The organism is Ramlibacter alkalitolerans (assembly GCF_016722765.1).
Classification (GTDB): domain Bacteria; phylum Pseudomonadota; class Gammaproteobacteria; order Burkholderiales; family Burkholderiaceae_C; genus Ramlibacter; species Ramlibacter alkalitolerans.
In genome coordinates, this window is record NZ_JAEQND010000003.1 from 168889 (window position 1) to 184337 (window position 15449).

Consider the following 15449-nt stretch of genomic DNA (forward strand, 5'->3'; position numbering starts at 1 on the left):
CGGCTTCCGCCGCGGCGCACGAGTCCGCTCACACATTCCATGCCGGCTCGACTCAGTAGAAACGCGAAGACGGCGGCTGCGCCTGCGTCAAGGCCGCCACCAGGGCCACGGCGACGCACAGATCCGCACTGGTGCCGGGGTTCAGGCGGCGCGCCTTGAGGTGTTCGTCCCAGGCGGCGAAGGCCGGGTCGTCGTCCAGGACTTCCCCGCCGCGGGCGCGGGTGCGCCACTGCGCCGCCTCGCTCATGACACATTGCGCCACGGCGTCGCCGTGCTTTCGCACAATGTGTGAGTCGGGCAGGCCCGCCACGAATTCCACGAAGGTGCGCTGCATGCCGCGGCCCGGCGCACCGGCCGCCGCGAGGAAGGCGGGCAGTCCCAGCTCGAAGATGTCCGCGAACGCGTGCAGGTACTGCCAGGCGATGCGGTCCCGGTGGGCCGCCAGCGCCATCGCCTCGCGCAGGCCCACGCTGGGTGCTTCGGCCACGTCCTGCGCCGGCGCACGGCCCAGGCCGCCGGGGTTGGCGACCGCAATGGCGCGGTAGGCCGCGCGGGCGTCCTCCAGGTCGAGTGCGGCCAGCACCTCCTCCAGCGCCTCGCGCAGGGCGCCGGGCCCGCCCTCGCCGCCGCGCCGTTCGAAGGCGGCCAGCAGCGGCGCGCACAGCAGCACGATGCCCAGGTTGGTGTTGCAGTGGGTGGCCTGCCAGGCAGCGCGCACCGCCACCTCGATGCGCTCGCCGACCCCGGCGCCGGCCGAGCTGATCGGCCCGGCCGCCGCGGCCGCCGCCGCCTTGAAGTGGCACGCTTCCATGCCGTGGCCGGGCGAGGCTATGCTCACGTTGCCCGGTTTGCGCACCTGCACGTCGAGCGCGCAGGCGCGCAGGAAGGCGCGTCGGCCGAATTCCGCCCGCGCCGGGGCGGGCAGGGTGTCTGCGGGCTTCACGCCTGCCGGCGCAACGCGGAGGCCGGGCATTTGCGGTCCAGCAGGTCGCGCACCAGCGCCTGGGCGATGTTGAAGGGCGTGACACGCTGCAACCCCTGCCACGCGGCCACGCCGTTGACCTCGATGACCTGGGGGCCGTCGGCGGCCGGCAGTAGGTCGACGCCGGCGTAATCCATGTCCAGCGCGCGGCTCGCCGCCTCGGCCAGCCTTGCCAGTTCGGGGCCGATGCCTGCGCTGAGCGACTGCGGCTCGCAACGGGCGCCGCGCGCCACGTTGTGCACCCAGTCCTCGCTCACGCGGCGCATGGCCGCCACGGCGGTGCCGCCGACGACCAGCACGCGGTAGTCGTGCGCCGGTGCGGCGACGAAACGCTGCAGGTAGGCGAGGCTGCCGTAGGGGCCCTCCAGCGGCGGCAGCGGCACGTGCGCACCGTCGACCCAGCCGATGCGCTGCAGGCCCTGGCCCTGCGAGCCGAACAGCGGCTTGAGCACGAGCGAGCGGCCGGCGGCGCTTTCGCGGGTGACGAGTTGCTGCGCGGCGGCCGCCGATTCCATCGCCCAGGTCGGCGGCGTCGGCACACCGGCGGCGTGCAGCAGCAGGCTGGTCATGGACTTGTCGACGCTGCGCTCGATCGCGCGGGCGTCGTTGTAGACCGGCACGCCGAACTCGCGCAGCGCGTGCAGGATGCCCAGGCGCTTGGTCACCTGTTCGAAGCTGCCGCCGGCGATGCCGCGGACGATCACCGCGTCCGGCAGCGACTCGCCGAAGCCGGGGAGGACGAGGCCGTGCCACGCATGCGGGGTGGCGATGCGGCACTGCGCCAGGTCGATGCAGCGGCCGGCGCAGCCGCGCTCGCGCAGGGCGCGCAGCAGCTGGCGGGTGTGCCAGCCGGTCTCGTCGCTCATGATCGCCACGCGCAGGCCGGCGCGCAAGGGAAGAACCTCGCTCATGCCTGCTGCCACAGCTCGCGCAACAGCCCCATGTGCAGGCCCCCGGCGTGCCAGGTCTGGCCCGAGCCGACGTGGCTCACCCAGACCTCGGCGGGCGCGAACAGGGCGCCATCGAGCTGGTAGAAGTCGTAGCCGGCGGCCTCGAACAGCGCGCCGAAGGAGCGGCCGTGGTCGCGCGAATTGGCGGAGGGCAGCTTGAGCGCGAGTTCGCGGGCGGCGTCGGCCTCGCCGCCGACCGTCAGGTGCACCTGGCCGCCATAGAGGATGGCGTCGTTGGTGCGGGCCATCGCCTGCAGGCCGTCGGCGCCCACCGCCGGCAGGGGCGCGCAGGCGCTGCCTTCGAGGATGTGGTGCAAGGGAAAGCCCAGCCCGTGGGCCCGGTGCAGCGCCACCTCCAGCACGCGGGCGACCACCTGGGTCGTTCCGGCCAGGCTGGCCGTCGGCGTGAGCACGATCGCCAGGCCCGCCGGCTGCAGGGCGCAGTCGCGCAGCACCTTGTCGATCACGACGGGCGGCGGCGGCCGGTCCACCTCCAGCACGAGCACGCCGCTGTCGGCGCGGTCGCGGTAGGCCAGTTCCTCGAACAGCGGCTCCTTGCAGGCCAGGGCGCGCGCCGGCCCGGAGCCGAGGGCGAAGAACTTGCGGCCGCCGGTTTCCTCCTTGCTGGCCGCCAGGCTCCAGCCGGCGTACTGGCTCGCCAGGCAGGCCAGCACCGGCTGCGAGCTGCGCACCTGCAGCCAGGTCGGCCAGCCTTCGCGCGGCAGGCCGGCCAGGCGCACCTCGCCCAGGCCACCCATGCACAAGGCGCCGATCTGCAGGCCGGCCGCGATGCTGCCCGGCACGGCGATGCCCGCATCGATGAGGGTCAGCCCCGACGCCTCGCGCGTGACCGCGATGCGCAGGCGATCGGCCTGCGCAACGAGCTGCGCGAGCAGCGGGGCGGCCAGGCCATTGACGCTGGGGGCATCGGTGTTCACGCGACCAGCTCCTCGCAAGGACTCAGGCGGCGGAGCACGCCGCGTGCGCGCGCCTCCAGTCCGGCCAGCACGGCGTCTTCGTCGGCTGCGGCCGCGCTGACGGTGCACACCGGTTCGCCGGGGCCGAAACGCAGGCCCGGCGGCGGCAGGTCATGGCAGGCGGGTGACTGCGCCAGTTCGGCGGCCAGCGAGAGGCCGACGCGGCATTCGCGGCCGGCGAAGACGGTCAGGCAGCCGCGCACACCCGCTGGATGGGCGGGCGCAGCGGCCGGCAGCGCACCGGCGAGCGCCTGCACATGGGCCTGCAGCAGGCCGTCCGGCCAGGTGTCGCCGTGCAGGGCCATGGTCGCCGAAGGGCGCGCATTGATTTCCAGCAGCCAGGCCCTCCCGGCATGGGCCAGGAAGTCGAGGCTGGCCAGCCCGCGGAGGCCGAAGGCCGGCACGAGCGCGGCCAGGGCCTGCTCCAGTTCGCGGGCGAGGGCTGCGTCGTGCACCGGGCCGACGGCGCCCGCATAGACGTAGGGCAGGGCGCCGAGCGGGCGCACAATCAGCCGGTTCAGGGCCACCAGCCGCGCCTGCGCGCCATCGGCCAGGAACAGGGCCGACATCGGTTCGCCGGGATGGACCCGTTGCCAGTACACCGGAGGACCGCTTGCGCCTTCGCGCGCCGGGCGGATGTGCCAGCCACCGCATCCGGCGGCGCTTTTCGCCAGCCAGCCTTCGGGGCTGGCGGGCGGCTCGAAGGCAACCTCGGGGTGGGGCAGACCGAGACGATCGAGCCGGCCGAAGAAGGAAGCCGGCTCGCGCACGGCCCGCAACGCCGCGCCCGCCATGCCCAGGAAGGGCAGGCCCGGGATCCGCGCCTGCAGCAGCTCGGGCGCGGCCTCGAAGCCGCTGCCGGCGACCCAGCCGATCGCACCGCGCTCGCCCGCGGCCAGGTGCAAGGCGTGCCGCAGCAAGGCCGGCTCGATGGTGCAGGTGCCCGGATCGCCGATGCGGTGCCAGCGCAGGCCGGCGCGGCGCGTGTCGGCGTCCCCGAACAGGTCGAGCGCGATCACCTGCCAGCCGGCCTGCCGTGCCGACTCGGCGAGCACCCGCGCGCTCAGCCCGGCGACGACGACGGTGGCAGCCATGCCCGTCAGCGGCTCTTCTCGGCGACCACCTCGCGCGCGGTCGCGAAGGCCTCCGCGAAGCCATAGGCGACCGGACGCTCGGCCTCGCGCATGCGTGAGAGCAGCCGGTGCTGCACCTGGTATTTGACGTTGCCCACCGCCAGCGCGCCGATGCCGACCGCCGACGTGCCGGCCAGCGGCTTGCGGTCGTCCATGGCGCCGAGTCCGGCGATACCGGCCGGCGGCACCGCGTTGATGTCGACGGCGACGCGCAGCCGCCTGGCGACCGCCAGGTCCGCCTCGCTCGCCACCTGCACGCCCGCCGCGGCGACGCCCATCACCACGTCGGCCTTGGCCAGCGCCGCACGCAACTCTTCCGCGGTGCCGGTGGGCGCGCCCTGCAGGGCGACGCCGAAGCGCTCGCCGGTCTGGCGCGCCGCCTGCTGGGCGTCGGCTCCCTTGCGGCTGCCCAGGCTCACCCGCGCGCCTTCGCGGGCGCACAGCACGGCGGCGATGCGGCCGACCGGACCCGTGCCGCCCAGCAGCAGCACCTGTGCGTCCGCCAGGCCTTCCTTGCTGCCGTGGCGCAAGGCGGCTTCGGTGCAGGCCACCATGGCTGCCGCCGTGGTGTAGGCGCCGCTCGGGTCGGCGCAGACCGAGACGATGAAGGGCGGCACCATGGCCTTGCGGACGTGGTCCATCATCTCGTCGGCCAGCATCACGTCGCGCCCGCCGACGAAGAGCCCGGTGCGCGCCGCGCCCTTGGGCCCGCGCGAGAAGATCGCGTCCTGCGTCAGCCCGGTGATGCCCTCCAGGGTGACGTGGCAGTAGGGCGTGAGGATCTGGTAGCCGGCGTCGGCGGCCATGTTGACGTCGAACGGGCTCATCTGCGGGCCCGGCGTGAACATGTGCAGGATGTAGGGACGTTCCATGGTTCAAGCTCCTGCGCGCTGATCGGACACGGTGGCGCCCTGGTTGCGGGCGCGGATCACTTGCACGGCCAGGCCGGCATCGACGACGCCGGCCGCGCGCGCCGCAGCCAGCACCGCATGCGCCTGCGCCTCCGAGGGCAGGAAGGCGAAGCCGGTCGGTCCCCAGGAGCTCTGGCCGATGCCGGCCTGCGAGTTGCGGGCCACCCAGCGCAGCAGGCGTTCCACCGCCTCGCTGGCGAAGCCGCGGCCCTCCTGCGCGGGGGCGAAGTGCTCGCCCAGCAACTGCTGGATGTGCGTGAGGCCAGCGGCGAAAGGCTCGAATTCGGCCCCGGCCGCACCGGGCAGCACGCGCATCAGGACCTCGTGGCAGATGTCCGCCGCCGCCGCGCGGGGCAGCGGCGCGAGGCGCGCCAGGGCCGCCTTCTCGGCGGCGCCGCTGAGTCCCTGCAAGCGCGGGTCGAGCACCAGCAGCACCCGCCAGGCGGCCGGCAGGTCCACGCGTGCCAGCAGGGCCGCCGGGGAGCCGTCGGCGCGCGGGCCGCCGTCGACGAGCAGGCCGCCCTTCTCGAAGCCTGCCACGCCGACCCCCGAGCGCGCGCCGCGCCCCAGCGCGAAAGCGAGTTGCGGGGTGGTGAGCGGGATGTCGAAGGCGGCGCAGAAGGCGCTGCCCACCGCGAGTGCGAGCTGCGTTCCCGATCCGAGCCCCGCGTGCGCCGGCAGCACGCTGCGCAGGCGCAGGGCCAGCGGCGTGCGGCAGCCGGTGGCGCGGCGCAGGGTCTCGACGTGGGCGCGCGCCCGCGCCAGCGCATCCTGGTCGCGGGCCGGAGCGTCGAAGCTGTCCGCGCACGCCGGCCCGAGCTCGACGTGCGTCTGCGGCCCGTCGATCACCAGCCCCAGGCTGCCGAAGCGCCGCCCGAGCGTGCCGGCCGGATCGAGGAAGCCCAGGTGCAGCCGGCCGGGCGCGTGCACCTGCACCCGGCCGAAGGGCCAGGAGCGGCTGGCCGCTGCGACGCCGGTGTCGAACTCGGTGTGCATGGCGGGCCGCGGGATTCAGCGGCTGCCGGGAACCAGGCCCTGGCCGATCAGCCGCAACGTGGCGCTGCGTGGCGGCAGCGCCCGGGGCTCGCGCCGGCGCTCGATCATCACGCCGACCGCCGCCGTGTCCTCGAACTTGCGCGGCTTGGCGATGCGCACCCGCACCCAGTGGGCGTGGAAGTCGTCGATGGCGATGCGGGCGATCTGCTCCGCCAGCGCTTCGAGCAGCCGCACCCCGTGCTCCTGCAGCAGGCCGTGGATGCGCTGGCGCAGTTCGCCATAGTCGATGGTGTCCGCGATGCAGTCGGTCTCGCAGGCCCGCACGCGCGGCACACCGGCGCAGACGTCGATTTCCAGGGGCTGCGGCCGGTGCAGTTCGTTGTCGTGGATGCCGATCACCGTGTGGCCGGTGAAGCCTTCGATGAAGACCAGGTCCAGCGGTTCCGGCGCGGCGGCGCCCGGCAGGCGCTCGCCCACGGCGGCATGGTCAAGGACCTGGAACATGGAGACCCCCCGCAGATGCTTCGTTGCGGGCAGTCGAAGCAACTTGCGCGCCATTGGTTTCGCGCCGGCCGCACTGCCGTCCGCGGCGAGCATGGAAGTGCCCGGTACGGAAGTTCACAAATTCCTCAAGCGGTGCGCGACAGTCTGTTCCAGAATGTTGACGCACTGCCCGGGACACGTCCCCCGGCAGGCACAGCAGGGGGAGACAAACTCATGCCGAATTCGGATTCGCTCGCGCATGCGCATCGTGTGAACGATGTGGTGCGCGGTGGAATGCTCTACATCACGAGCGACGCCGTGGCGCACTCGTGGGCCCGCTGCATCAAGGAGCACGGGCTCGATCCGAGCGAACCGCGCAGGCCGCCGGTGCTGGGAAGCACGGACCTGCCCACGCGCCTGCGCCGCATGTCGGCGGTGATCGACTGCGCGCGCTACGAGATGACCACCCTGTACCAGCAGCTCGGCGATCCCGAGCTGGCCGTGGTCCTGACCGATACCGACGGCGTGATCCTGCACATGGTGACCTCGCAGGAATTCGAGCGGCTGGCGCAGCCGCTGGGCCTCGAAGTCGGCGCCGTGTGGAGCGAGGCCGAGGTCGGCACCAACGGCATGGGCACCTGCGTCGTGGAGGCCGGGCCGGTGGTGGTGCAGCAGGCCGACCACTTCCTGAGCCAGTACACGGGCCTGACCTGTTCCGCCGTCCCGATCTACGACCCCGCCGGCCAGATGACGGCGGTGCTGGACGTGAGCAGCCGCTCGGTGCAGCCGCAGAAGCACCTGCTGCTGCTGCTGGGCATGACGGCCCGCATGATCGAGAACCGCCTGATCGACATGCGCTTCCGCGAGGCGCACCCGATCCACTTCCACAGCCGCCCCGAATTCGTCTACACGCTGCACGAAGGCAAGCTGGTGGTGGACGACAGCGGCCGCATCCTGGCGGCCAACCGCAGCGCCCTGATGCAGCTGGAGATGAGCCACGGCCAGTTGCGCGGCGCCAAGCTCGAACAGATCTTCCAGACCACGCTCGACGACATGCTGGAACGCAGCCACCGCGCCGCCTTCCACCCGATCGTCACCTACCGCGCCCATGCCGCCAACCGCTTCTTCGCTGTGGCACGCCTGCCCGCGGGGGAGGAAAACGGCGGTCCGCCCAAGCTTGCGATCCCGACGCGACCGCGGCTGGTCCCGCCTCCTTCCTCGGCGGCGCTGGTGCCGGCCGCCCGCATGAACCGGCTGCCCGCCGGCCCCGGCCTGCCCGCCGCGACCTTCGGCGACCCGCGGCTGGTGGCGCACCTCGCCACCGCCCGGCGCGTGATCGCCGGCGGCACGCCGCTGCTGCTGCGCGCCGAGACGGGCGCCGGCAAGGAGGTGTTCGCGCGCGCCGTGCACGTGGCGGGCAACCGCTCGGACGGCCCCTTCGTGGCGATCAATTGCGCCAGCCTGCCGGACACCCTGATCGAGGCGGAGCTGTTCGGCTACCGCGCCGGCGCCTTCACGGGCGCCGAGAAGGGCGGCCGGCGCGGCAAGATCATGCAGTCCGATGGCGGCACGCTGTTCCTCGACGAGATCGGCGACATGCCCTTGCCGCTGCAGGCGCGGCTGCTGCGCGTGCTGGACGAGCGCATGGTCACCCCGCTCGGGACCGACGAAACGCGTCCGGTCGACTTCCAGCTGATCAGCGCGAGCCACCGCAATCTCGCCGACATGGTCGCCGAGGGCACCTTCCGCGAGGATCTCTATTACCGGCTCGCCGGCATCGAGCTGCAACTGCCGCCGCTGCGCGAGCGCACCGACCGCGCCGAGATCATCCGCAACCTGCTGGTGGCCGAAGGCCGCAGCGATGCCGCCGTCACCACAGCGGCCTGGGACTTGCTGTTACGCCATCCATGGCCTGGCAATCTCCGACAACTGCACCACGTGCTGCGCAGCGCGGTGGCGCTGGCGGCCGGGGCGCCGCTGGGGCTGGAGCACTTCCCCTCGCTGGGCGTGCCCACCGCGCAGCCGCCGGCCAGTCCCGTGGCCCCGGCCCCGGAGGCACCGGTGCTGCCGCCCCAGCTGGCCAAGGAGCGGCAGTCGCTGGTCAACCTGCTGGAGGCGCAACGCTGGAACGTGAGCCACGTGGCGAAGTCGCTGGGCGTGAGCCGCAACACTCTGTACCGCCGGATGCACAAGCTGCTCATCCCGGTGACGCACAGCGGCTGAGGACGGCCGCCGGCGGCCGCTTCGCCTGGGGCCTCACCGGCTCCGGCCATTTCCTGCTGGAATCGATCGCGCTGGCGCAGCGGCTGCCGCGGGTCGACCTGTTCCTGTCCGCGGCGGCGGAGGAGGTCCTGCCGATGTACGGCGTGCGGCTCGAATCGCTGCGCGACCGCTTCCGCATCTTCCGCGACAAGAGTGCCAGCTCGGTTCCGGTCGGCACCCTGTACGAGGAGCACTACCACACCCTGGTCGTGGCGCCCGCCACCAGCAACACCGTGGCCAAGTGCGCCTTCGGGATCAGCGACACGCTGCCCACCAACATGTTCGCCCAGGCCGGCAAGCTGGGCATCCCGAGCTACGTGTTCGCCTGCGACACCGAACCCGTGGTGGTCACCCGGGCGCCGCACGACTGGGTGGTGCTGCGGCCGCGCCGCATCGAATTCGAGAACCTGGAGCGCCTGCGCGCGATCGACCACTGCAGCGTCGCCTGCTCGATCGCGGAGCTCGAAGCCGCGCTGGGCGCCCGCCTGCAGGCCCTGTCCCTCGCATGGAACACATCGTCTTCCTGACCGGCCGGCTGGCCGAGCCGGCGTTGCAGCGCGTGCTGGGCCAGGTCGCGCCGCCGGGCAGCGATGCGCCCTTCACCTGGGAAGTGCGCGAGATCGGACTGCAGGTCGCCGCGCTCATGACGGCGGACATGGTGCAGCGCCGCGTGGCGCCGCCGGTGGCTGCCGACCGCATCCTGCTGCCGGGCCGCTGCCGCGGCGACCTGGAGGCGCTGTCGGCGCATTTCGGCATCCCGGTGCAGCGCGGCCCGGAGGAGCTGAAGGACCTGCCGCAGTTCTTCCGCCGCCAGGCCCGCCCGGTGGACCTGGACGCCTATGCGATCGCCATCTTCGCGGAGATCGTCGATGCGCCGCGCCTGCCGGTGGACGCCATCGTCGATCGGGCGCTGGCCTTTGCCGCCGACGGCGCCAACGTGATCGACCTCGGCGGCCTGCCGGACACGCCTTTTCCCCACCTCGAAGACAGCGTGGGGGCGCTCAAGGAGCGCGGCCTGCGCGTCAGCGTCGATTCGCAGGACAGCCAGGAGCTGCTGCGCGGCGGCCGGGCCGGCGCCGACTACCTCCTGAGCCTCACGCTCGACACCCTCTGGATCGCCGACGAGGTGGCTGCCACCCCGGTGGTGATCGCCCGCGACCCAACCGACGAGGCATCGCTGTGGCAGGCCGTGGAACGCATGCAGGCCAGCGGCCGGCCTTTCCTCGCCGACGCGATCCTCGATCCGATCCCTTACGGCCTGCTCGCATCGCTGGTGCGCTACCAGCGGCTGCGGGAGCGTTTTCCCGAGGTGGCCATCCTGATGGGGGTGGGCAACCTCACCGAGCTGGTGGAGGCGGACACGAGCGGGATCAACGCGGTGATGATGGGCATCGCGGCCGAACTGGGCGCCAGCGCCATCCTCACCACGCAGGTCAGCCCGCATGCACGGCGTGCCGTGCGCGAGGCGGACTGGGCCCGCCGGATCATGCATGCCGCCGTTTCGCAGCAGCTGCTGCCCAAGGGCCTGAGCGACCAGCTCATGACCGTGCACGCGAAAAGCCCGTTTCCCGACGCACCGGAGGAAATCGCGGCCATCGCCAGCCAGGTGCGCGACCCCAACTTCCGCGTGCAGGTGTCGCAGCAGGGCGTGCACGTCTACAACCGCGAGGGCCTGCACGTGGCGCAGGATCCCTTCGCGCTGTGGCCGCAGCTGCGGCTGCAGGACGACGCCAGCCATGCCTTCTACATCGGCGTCGAAGTGGCGCGGGCGCAGATCGCCTGGCAGCTCGGCAAGCGCTACGTGCAGGACCAGCCGCTGGACTGGGGCTGCGCCGTGGACCGCGAACGCGAGGACCTGCTGCGCTGGAAGGCGCCGGGCACGACGATGACGGACAGGGGAGCGAAATGAGCGAACGGATCTTCGAGACGGTGGTCACCACCTGCTCGCCGGCGGGCCAGGTGCACGTCGCGCCCATGGGCGTGCGCTATCTCGAGGGCGAGGTCGTGCTGAAACCGTTCCGGCCCTCGCAGACCCTGGACAACATCCTCGCCACGCGGCGCGCCGTCCTCAACGTGATCACCGACGTGCGCGTGTTCGCCGGCTGCGTCACGCGCCTGCGCGACTGGCCCACCGTGCCGGTCAACGCGCCGGACGGCTCCACCGCCGTGCGGCTCGCCTGCGCCCATTCGCATGCCTTGCTGTGCCTGACGCAGGCCAGCGAAGACGCGCAGCGCCCGACGCTGCGCCTGGTCCGCATGCACGAGGCCCAGCACTCGGCGTTCCCCGGCTTCAACCGGGCCCAGGCCGCCGTGATCGAGGGTGCGGTGCTGGTCAGCCGGCTGCACCTGCTGCCGCGCGAGAAGATCGAAGGCGAACTGGCCTACCTGCAGATCGCCATCGACAAGACGGCGGGCCCGGAGGAGATGGAAGCGTGGCTCTGGCTGCTGGAAGCGGTGGCGCGGCACCGCGCGCTGACGCCGGAGGCCGCATGATGCGGCTGCTCGTGAGCGTGCGCGACCTCGACGAGGCGCTGGCCGCCGCGCAGGCCGGCGCCGATCTCATCGACCTGAAGGAGCCGGCGGACGGCGCCCTCGGCGCCCTGGTGCCGGAGCACATCGCGCAGATCGTGTCCGCACTGCGGCTGCGCCATCCGCAGTTGCGCATCAGCGCCACGGTGGGCGATCTTCCCGTGGGCGAGCAGCGCGAGATCCTGCGCCGGGTGGCGCGCGTGGCCTCCTGCGGGGTCGACTACGTGAAGGTCGGCCTCTGGCCGGTGCCGTCGGCGCCTGGCGCGGCGCGTGGACTGGTCGATGCGCTGGCGGGTTGCCCGGCGAACATCGTGCCGGTGCTCGTCGTCGACGGTGGCGTGGACCAATCCCTGGTCGCGCACGCGCTGGAGTACGCGTCGTTCCCGGCGCTGATGGTCGACACGGCGGAAAAGCGCCGGGGCAGCCTGCTGGAACGCCTGCCGCTCGCGTCGCTGGCAGCTTTCGTGGAGGCGGTGCACGCGGGTGGCGCGCTGGCCGGCCTGGCCGGGTCGCTGCGCGCCGAGGATGCGCCTGCGCTGCGCGCGCTGGCGCCGGACTTCGCGGGCTTTCGCGGCGCCGTCACGCGCGGTGCCCGCACCGCGGTGCTGGACCCGCGGCGCGTGCGGCTGCTACGCCGCCGGCTTGCGGCGGGGACGTGCGCCCCGCTGGCTGCCGCTGCGTGAAGCCACCACGCGCGCCAGCGTCACCGGCGGCCTGAAGGCGGTGCGCCCGAGCAGCGCATCGCGCACCTGCTCCATCGCGTCGCATTCCACCACCTCGATCGGGAAGGGCGCTTCGCGCGCCCAGGTCGCGAAGCGCGCATCGAGCACGCCCTGGGCCGACAGCTCCGCGAAGCTGCTCCCCGGCGGCACCTTGCAGGCCTTCACCAGGATCAGGCGCTCCGCGTTGAGCACCCGCGCCAGCCACAGCGCGAGGCTGTCGCTCGTCACGTCCCAGGTGGTGAGCAGGTCCGGTGCGTCGCGCAGCAGGCCGAAGGGCAGCCACAGGGCCGGGTGCCCGGCATGCAGCTCGCGCCGGATGCCGGCCTCGTCCGCTGCCAGGGCCAGGCGCGGTTCCAGCGCGTGGAACAGGTGTGCGGTCTGCGCCATGGCGAGCACGGCCATGTTGTGGGCGGGCAGGTCGGTGAAGTGCCAGTGGCGCTGCGAGGCGCGCACCGCGTCGGCGAAGGCGCCGCCGCCGGGCACCACCGTCACCCGGCCGCCGCCCAGCTCCGCCAGCAGGGCGAGCCACTGCACCAGGCGCGGGTCATGCGCGAGGCTGCCACCGAGCTTGACGATCCACATCGCTCATTCCCGCTCGCAGGCGAGCAGCGCCACGGAAACCGCCGGGGCGCAGACGTCGGCCCAGTCGGCCAGCGCGGCGTCGGGCCCGCCGGCCGGCAAGGCGACTTCGGCGTAGCGCAGGAAGGGCCGGCCGCAGCGGCGCGCCAGGTCGGCGGCGAGGAAGGCGCCGCAGCCGGCGCCGACCACGGGTGCGTCGGCGGGCAGGCGGGCGTCCGCCGCCACGCGCGCGAGCTGCGTGCCGATTTCGCGCAGCTGCGCCTCCTTCCACCAGCGGGCGAGGGCCAGCCATTCGGCTGCGCTCGCATCGGCAGCGTCGCGGCCCACCATGCGCGCCAGGCGCTGGCGGGTGGACTGCGCGTCCTTGCCGCGGCCGTCGGCGGTGCCGGCCTGGTCGTGGCTGGCCGCCAGTTCGCCGGTCAGCCGGTAGACGTCCGCCGTGGTGGCGAAGAATTCGTTCATCACGTTCACGCCGCCGCCGCCCCAGGGCACCCGCGGCGCCAGCGCGCACAGGGGCGTGCGGACCACGCCCTGGTAGACCAGCTCGCCCGTGGCCAGCCGCTCGGCGTCGCTGGCACCTTGTGCCGCCACGCGTCCGCCCCGCAGCGGGATCAGGTCGGTGGTGGTGCTGCCGATGTCGATGAGCACGCCATCGCCGCAGCGCGCCGCGAGCACGCGTGCCGTCGCCTGCCAGTTGGCCGAGGCGATGGAGCGCCATCCGGGGCCGGCTTCGCCCGGCCTGCGCCAGCCGCCTCCGGCGTCGAACAGGCGCAGCGACGGCCCGAGCACCTCCGCGAGCTGGCCGGCGATGCGCGCCACGCCCTCGGCGCGGTCCTCGAACAGGTCGACCATTTCTCCCGTCATGGTGGCCGCGTGTGCCACGCCGGCTTCCCACGCGCCCGACCAGCGGGAACGCGCCTGGCCCAGCGCCGCGGCCAGGTGCTCCATGCCCTGCCACAAGGGGCAGGGCCACTGGGCGATGTCGCGCAGCGTGCCGCCTTGCAGCAGGCAGGCCTTGACGTGGGCGCCGCCGATGTCCCAGCCGAGTTGGAGCTGCAGGGCCTCAGGCCGCGACATCGGCACTCGCCTTGCTGTCCAGGGCCGTCGGCTGCAGGGCCAGGATGTCCTGCGCCACATTGCGCCGCAGGATCGCCGAGAGCCCCACGTACGCGCAGGTCACGCGCGGATTGACTTCGATGACCACCGGTCCTCCTCCTTCGTTCCACACCACATCGACCCCGACGTAGCCCCGCAGCCCCGGGATGGCCGAAGCGACGCGGGCGGCGAGCGCATGCAGCATCGGCGTGCGCGCGTCCCCGGGCGCGATGGCGGCTGGCTGCACGCCCAGGTCCTGCAGCCAGCCGTCGGCGTCCATGGCCAGGCGCTGCCGGTTCACTGCCAGCGCCCGTGCAAGATCCGGACCGACGATCATCGAGAGCGAGAGCGGCTCGCCTTCGACGAACGGCTCCATCACGGCCTGCTGGCCCGCTGCCCGCCGGTCCTGCAGGTCGGCTTGCGCCGCGGTGCGGCTGGGATGGCGGCGGGTCTGCAGGGTGCCGGCGCCGTCGTCGGGCTTGACGATCCAGGCGCCGCGATGCTGCGCCGCGAAGGCGAGCGGCGTCGCGACGCCCGCCGCCGTCAGCACCGCGGCCGTGGCGCACTTGCTGGCCGTGACGCGGATCGCCGCGGCGCTGCAGCCGATCCAGCGCGCTTCGCCCACGGCCTCGTGCAGGCGCAGCAGCAGCCCGCCGGACTCGGGTGCGACGATCCAGCACAGTTCGTGCTGCAAGGACTGCCGGCGCACGAAGGCGAGCGAGGATTCGCCCGCGGCCGGCCTGGCCAGGCGCAGCGCATGGCCTGCCTCTTGCTCGCCCGCCGCGACGGTGACCGCGACTCCCTCGATGTGCGCCAGGTCCGCGGCAAGGGCGTCGCGCATGGCGCGGCCGGCGGCGCGCATCTCTTCATGCGCAGCGCTGCCGGGCCCCAGCGCCCGGGCGGTTTCGGGGTCGTCGGCGCTCAGGGGTTCATACACGAAGATGCGAGTCATGCCTTCTCCGGACAATGCAGGGATCCAGGTCATCCCGGTGCTCGACCTCATGGGCGGCCAGGTCGTGCGCGGCGTGCGCGGCGAGCGCCACGCCTACCGGCCGATCGTTTCGCGGCTGGCCGACGGCAGTGCGCCGCGCGATGTGGCGCGCGGCCTGCGCGCCGCCGCACCGCCTGTGGCCGGACGCGAGCCCGTGCTGTACGTCGCCGACCTCGACGCCATCCAGGGCGGGCCGGTGCAGGCGGCGGTGCTCGTCGACCTGCTGCAGGCGCAGCCCGACCTGGTGCTCTGGCTCGATGCGGGCTTTGCCGAACCGGCGGCGGTGCAGGCGCTGCGCGCCGCGATCGGCCCGGCGGCGGCGGGGCGCGTGCGGCCGGTGTACGGCAGCGAGTCGCTCGCCAGCGCCGCGGCGCTGGACGAGGTGGCCCGCGAGCCGGATGCCATCCTCTCGCTCGATTCCCGCTTGGCGCGCCCGCTCGATCCCTCCGGCAGCTGGCAGCGCCCGCAGGCCTGGCCGCGGACGGTGATCGTGATGACGCTGGACCGCGTCGGCGCCGGCAGCGGCCCCGACCTGGAGACCTTCTCGCGCCTGCGCGCGCTGGCGCCGGACCGCACCTGGATCGGCGCCGGCGGGGTGCGCGACGCGGCCGACCTGCAGGCGGCGCAGGCCGGCGGCGCGGCGGGCTGGCTGGTGGCCAGTGCGCTGCACGACGGCACCTTGCAGATCGCCTGAACCCGAATGCCCGGCCATGGGCTGGCGAATCAGGAACCGTGCCATGCCAGGCCCAGGGGCCAGGCCCGTTTGGCTGCCGCCGACGCGCCCGGTTCACGCGCTGCTGCGGCGCAGCGCGTCACACACTGTTCCACTGCCGCAGGTC

16 protein-coding genes are annotated in these 15449 nt (G+C 73.5%); 6 read left to right on the plus strand and 10 right to left on the minus strand.

Annotated elements, in window-relative coordinates; all coding sequences use genetic code 11:
- Positions 1-52: 52 nt before the first annotated feature.
- The 7 genes from JI746_RS06175 to JI746_RS06205 are packed head-to-tail and all read right to left on the minus strand — an operon-like array spanning position 53 to position 6453.
- Positions 53-943, minus strand: coding sequence for a triphosphoribosyl-dephospho-CoA synthase (locus JI746_RS06175; RefSeq protein ID WP_330892955.1), 891 nt, complete (start codon positions 941-943; stop codon positions 53-55).
- A complete protein-coding gene (locus JI746_RS06180) occupies positions 940-1893 on the minus strand; it encodes an ATP-grasp domain-containing protein (RefSeq protein ID WP_201687931.1) in 954 nt (317 codons plus the stop codon). Before JI746_RS06180 ends, JI746_RS06175 begins: the two co-directional genes overlap by 4 nt.
- Positions 1890-2870, minus strand: coding sequence for a methenyltetrahydromethanopterin cyclohydrolase (gene mch, locus JI746_RS06185; protein WP_330892956.1), 981 nt, complete (start codon positions 2868-2870; stop codon positions 1890-1892). The genes JI746_RS06180 and mch overlap by 4 nt, the downstream gene beginning before the upstream one ends.
- Complete coding sequence (locus JI746_RS06190; RefSeq protein ID WP_201687933.1) at positions 2867-4003, minus strand: ATP-grasp domain-containing protein; 1137 nt, start codon at positions 4001-4003, stop codon at positions 2867-2869. The genes mch and JI746_RS06190 overlap by 4 nt, the downstream gene beginning before the upstream one ends.
- A gap of 5 nt (positions 4004-4008) precedes the next feature.
- Positions 4009-4914 (minus strand): NAD(P)-dependent methylenetetrahydromethanopterin dehydrogenase, encoded by a 906-nt coding sequence (locus JI746_RS06195; protein ID WP_201687934.1) that lies wholly within the window; start codon positions 4912-4914, stop codon positions 4009-4011.
- A gap of 3 nt (positions 4915-4917) precedes the next feature.
- On the minus strand, positions 4918-5949 hold the full coding sequence (locus JI746_RS06200; RefSeq protein ID WP_201687935.1) for a beta-ribofuranosylaminobenzene 5'-phosphate synthase family protein: 1032 nt from the start codon (positions 5947-5949) through the stop codon (positions 4918-4920).
- A 15-nt stretch (positions 5950-5964) separates the two neighbouring features.
- The gene (locus tag JI746_RS06205) at positions 5965-6453 is read right to left on the minus strand and encodes a dihydroneopterin aldolase (RefSeq protein WP_201687936.1); all 489 of its coding nucleotides are present in this window, start codon (positions 6451-6453) and stop codon (positions 5965-5967) included.
- A 213-nt stretch (positions 6454-6666) separates the two neighbouring features.
- Here JI746_RS06205 and JI746_RS06210 point away from each other — a divergent pair, with 213 nt between their 5' ends.
- Genes JI746_RS06210 through JI746_RS06230 form a run of 5 tightly spaced genes read left to right on the plus strand, consistent with a single transcriptional unit; the run spans position 6667 to position 11906 of the window.
- Positions 6667-8655 carry a sigma-54-dependent Fis family transcriptional regulator gene (locus JI746_RS06210; protein ID WP_201687937.1) on the plus strand — a complete coding sequence of 663 codons (1989 nt, stop codon included), beginning with the start codon at positions 6667-6669 and terminating at the stop codon, positions 8653-8655.
- Positions 8652-9221 (plus strand): flavoprotein, encoded by a 570-nt coding sequence (locus tag JI746_RS06215; protein WP_201688185.1) that lies wholly within the window; start codon positions 8652-8654, stop codon positions 9219-9221. The genes JI746_RS06210 and JI746_RS06215 overlap by 4 nt, the downstream gene beginning before the upstream one ends.
- Positions 9200-10603 carry a DUF6513 domain-containing protein gene (locus JI746_RS06220; RefSeq protein WP_201687938.1) on the plus strand — a complete coding sequence of 468 codons (1404 nt, stop codon included), beginning with the start codon at positions 9200-9202 and terminating at the stop codon, positions 10601-10603. The genes JI746_RS06215 and JI746_RS06220 overlap by 22 nt, the downstream gene beginning before the upstream one ends.
- Positions 10600-11187, plus strand: coding sequence for a DUF447 domain-containing protein (locus tag JI746_RS06225; protein ID WP_201687939.1), 588 nt, complete (start codon positions 10600-10602; stop codon positions 11185-11187). The genes JI746_RS06220 and JI746_RS06225 overlap by 4 nt, the downstream gene beginning before the upstream one ends.
- Positions 11184-11906: a (5-formylfuran-3-yl)methyl phosphate synthase gene (locus JI746_RS06230; RefSeq protein WP_201687940.1), complete on the plus strand. Its 723-nt coding sequence runs from the start codon at positions 11184-11186 to the stop codon at positions 11904-11906. Before JI746_RS06225 ends, JI746_RS06230 begins: the two co-directional genes overlap by 4 nt.
- Here JI746_RS06230 and JI746_RS06235 read toward each other — a convergent pair.
- Genes JI746_RS06235 through JI746_RS06245 form a run of 3 tightly spaced genes read right to left on the minus strand, consistent with a single transcriptional unit; the run spans position 11853 to position 14571 of the window.
- Positions 11853-12527 carry an amino acid kinase family protein gene (locus tag JI746_RS06235; protein ID WP_236599613.1) on the minus strand — a complete coding sequence of 225 codons (675 nt, stop codon included), beginning with the start codon at positions 12525-12527 and terminating at the stop codon, positions 11853-11855. The genes JI746_RS06230 and JI746_RS06235 overlap by 54 nt on opposite strands.
- A gap of 3 nt (positions 12528-12530) precedes the next feature.
- Complete coding sequence (locus tag JI746_RS06240) at positions 12531-13601, minus strand: hydantoinase/oxoprolinase family protein (protein WP_201687941.1); 1071 nt, start codon at positions 13599-13601, stop codon at positions 12531-12533.
- Positions 13588-14571 carry an ATP-grasp domain-containing protein gene (locus tag JI746_RS06245; RefSeq protein WP_201687942.1) on the minus strand — a complete coding sequence of 328 codons (984 nt, stop codon included), beginning with the start codon at positions 14569-14571 and terminating at the stop codon, positions 13588-13590. The genes JI746_RS06240 and JI746_RS06245 overlap by 14 nt, the downstream gene beginning before the upstream one ends.
- On the opposite strand from JI746_RS06245, the gene JI746_RS06250 reads away from it, so the two are divergent.
- Positions 14570-15304, plus strand: a complete 735-nt coding sequence (locus JI746_RS06250) for a HisA/HisF-related TIM barrel protein (RefSeq protein WP_236599614.1) — start codon at positions 14570-14572, stop codon at positions 15302-15304. The genes JI746_RS06245 and JI746_RS06250 overlap by 2 nt on opposite strands.
- Positions 15305-15449 lie beyond the last annotated feature (145 nt).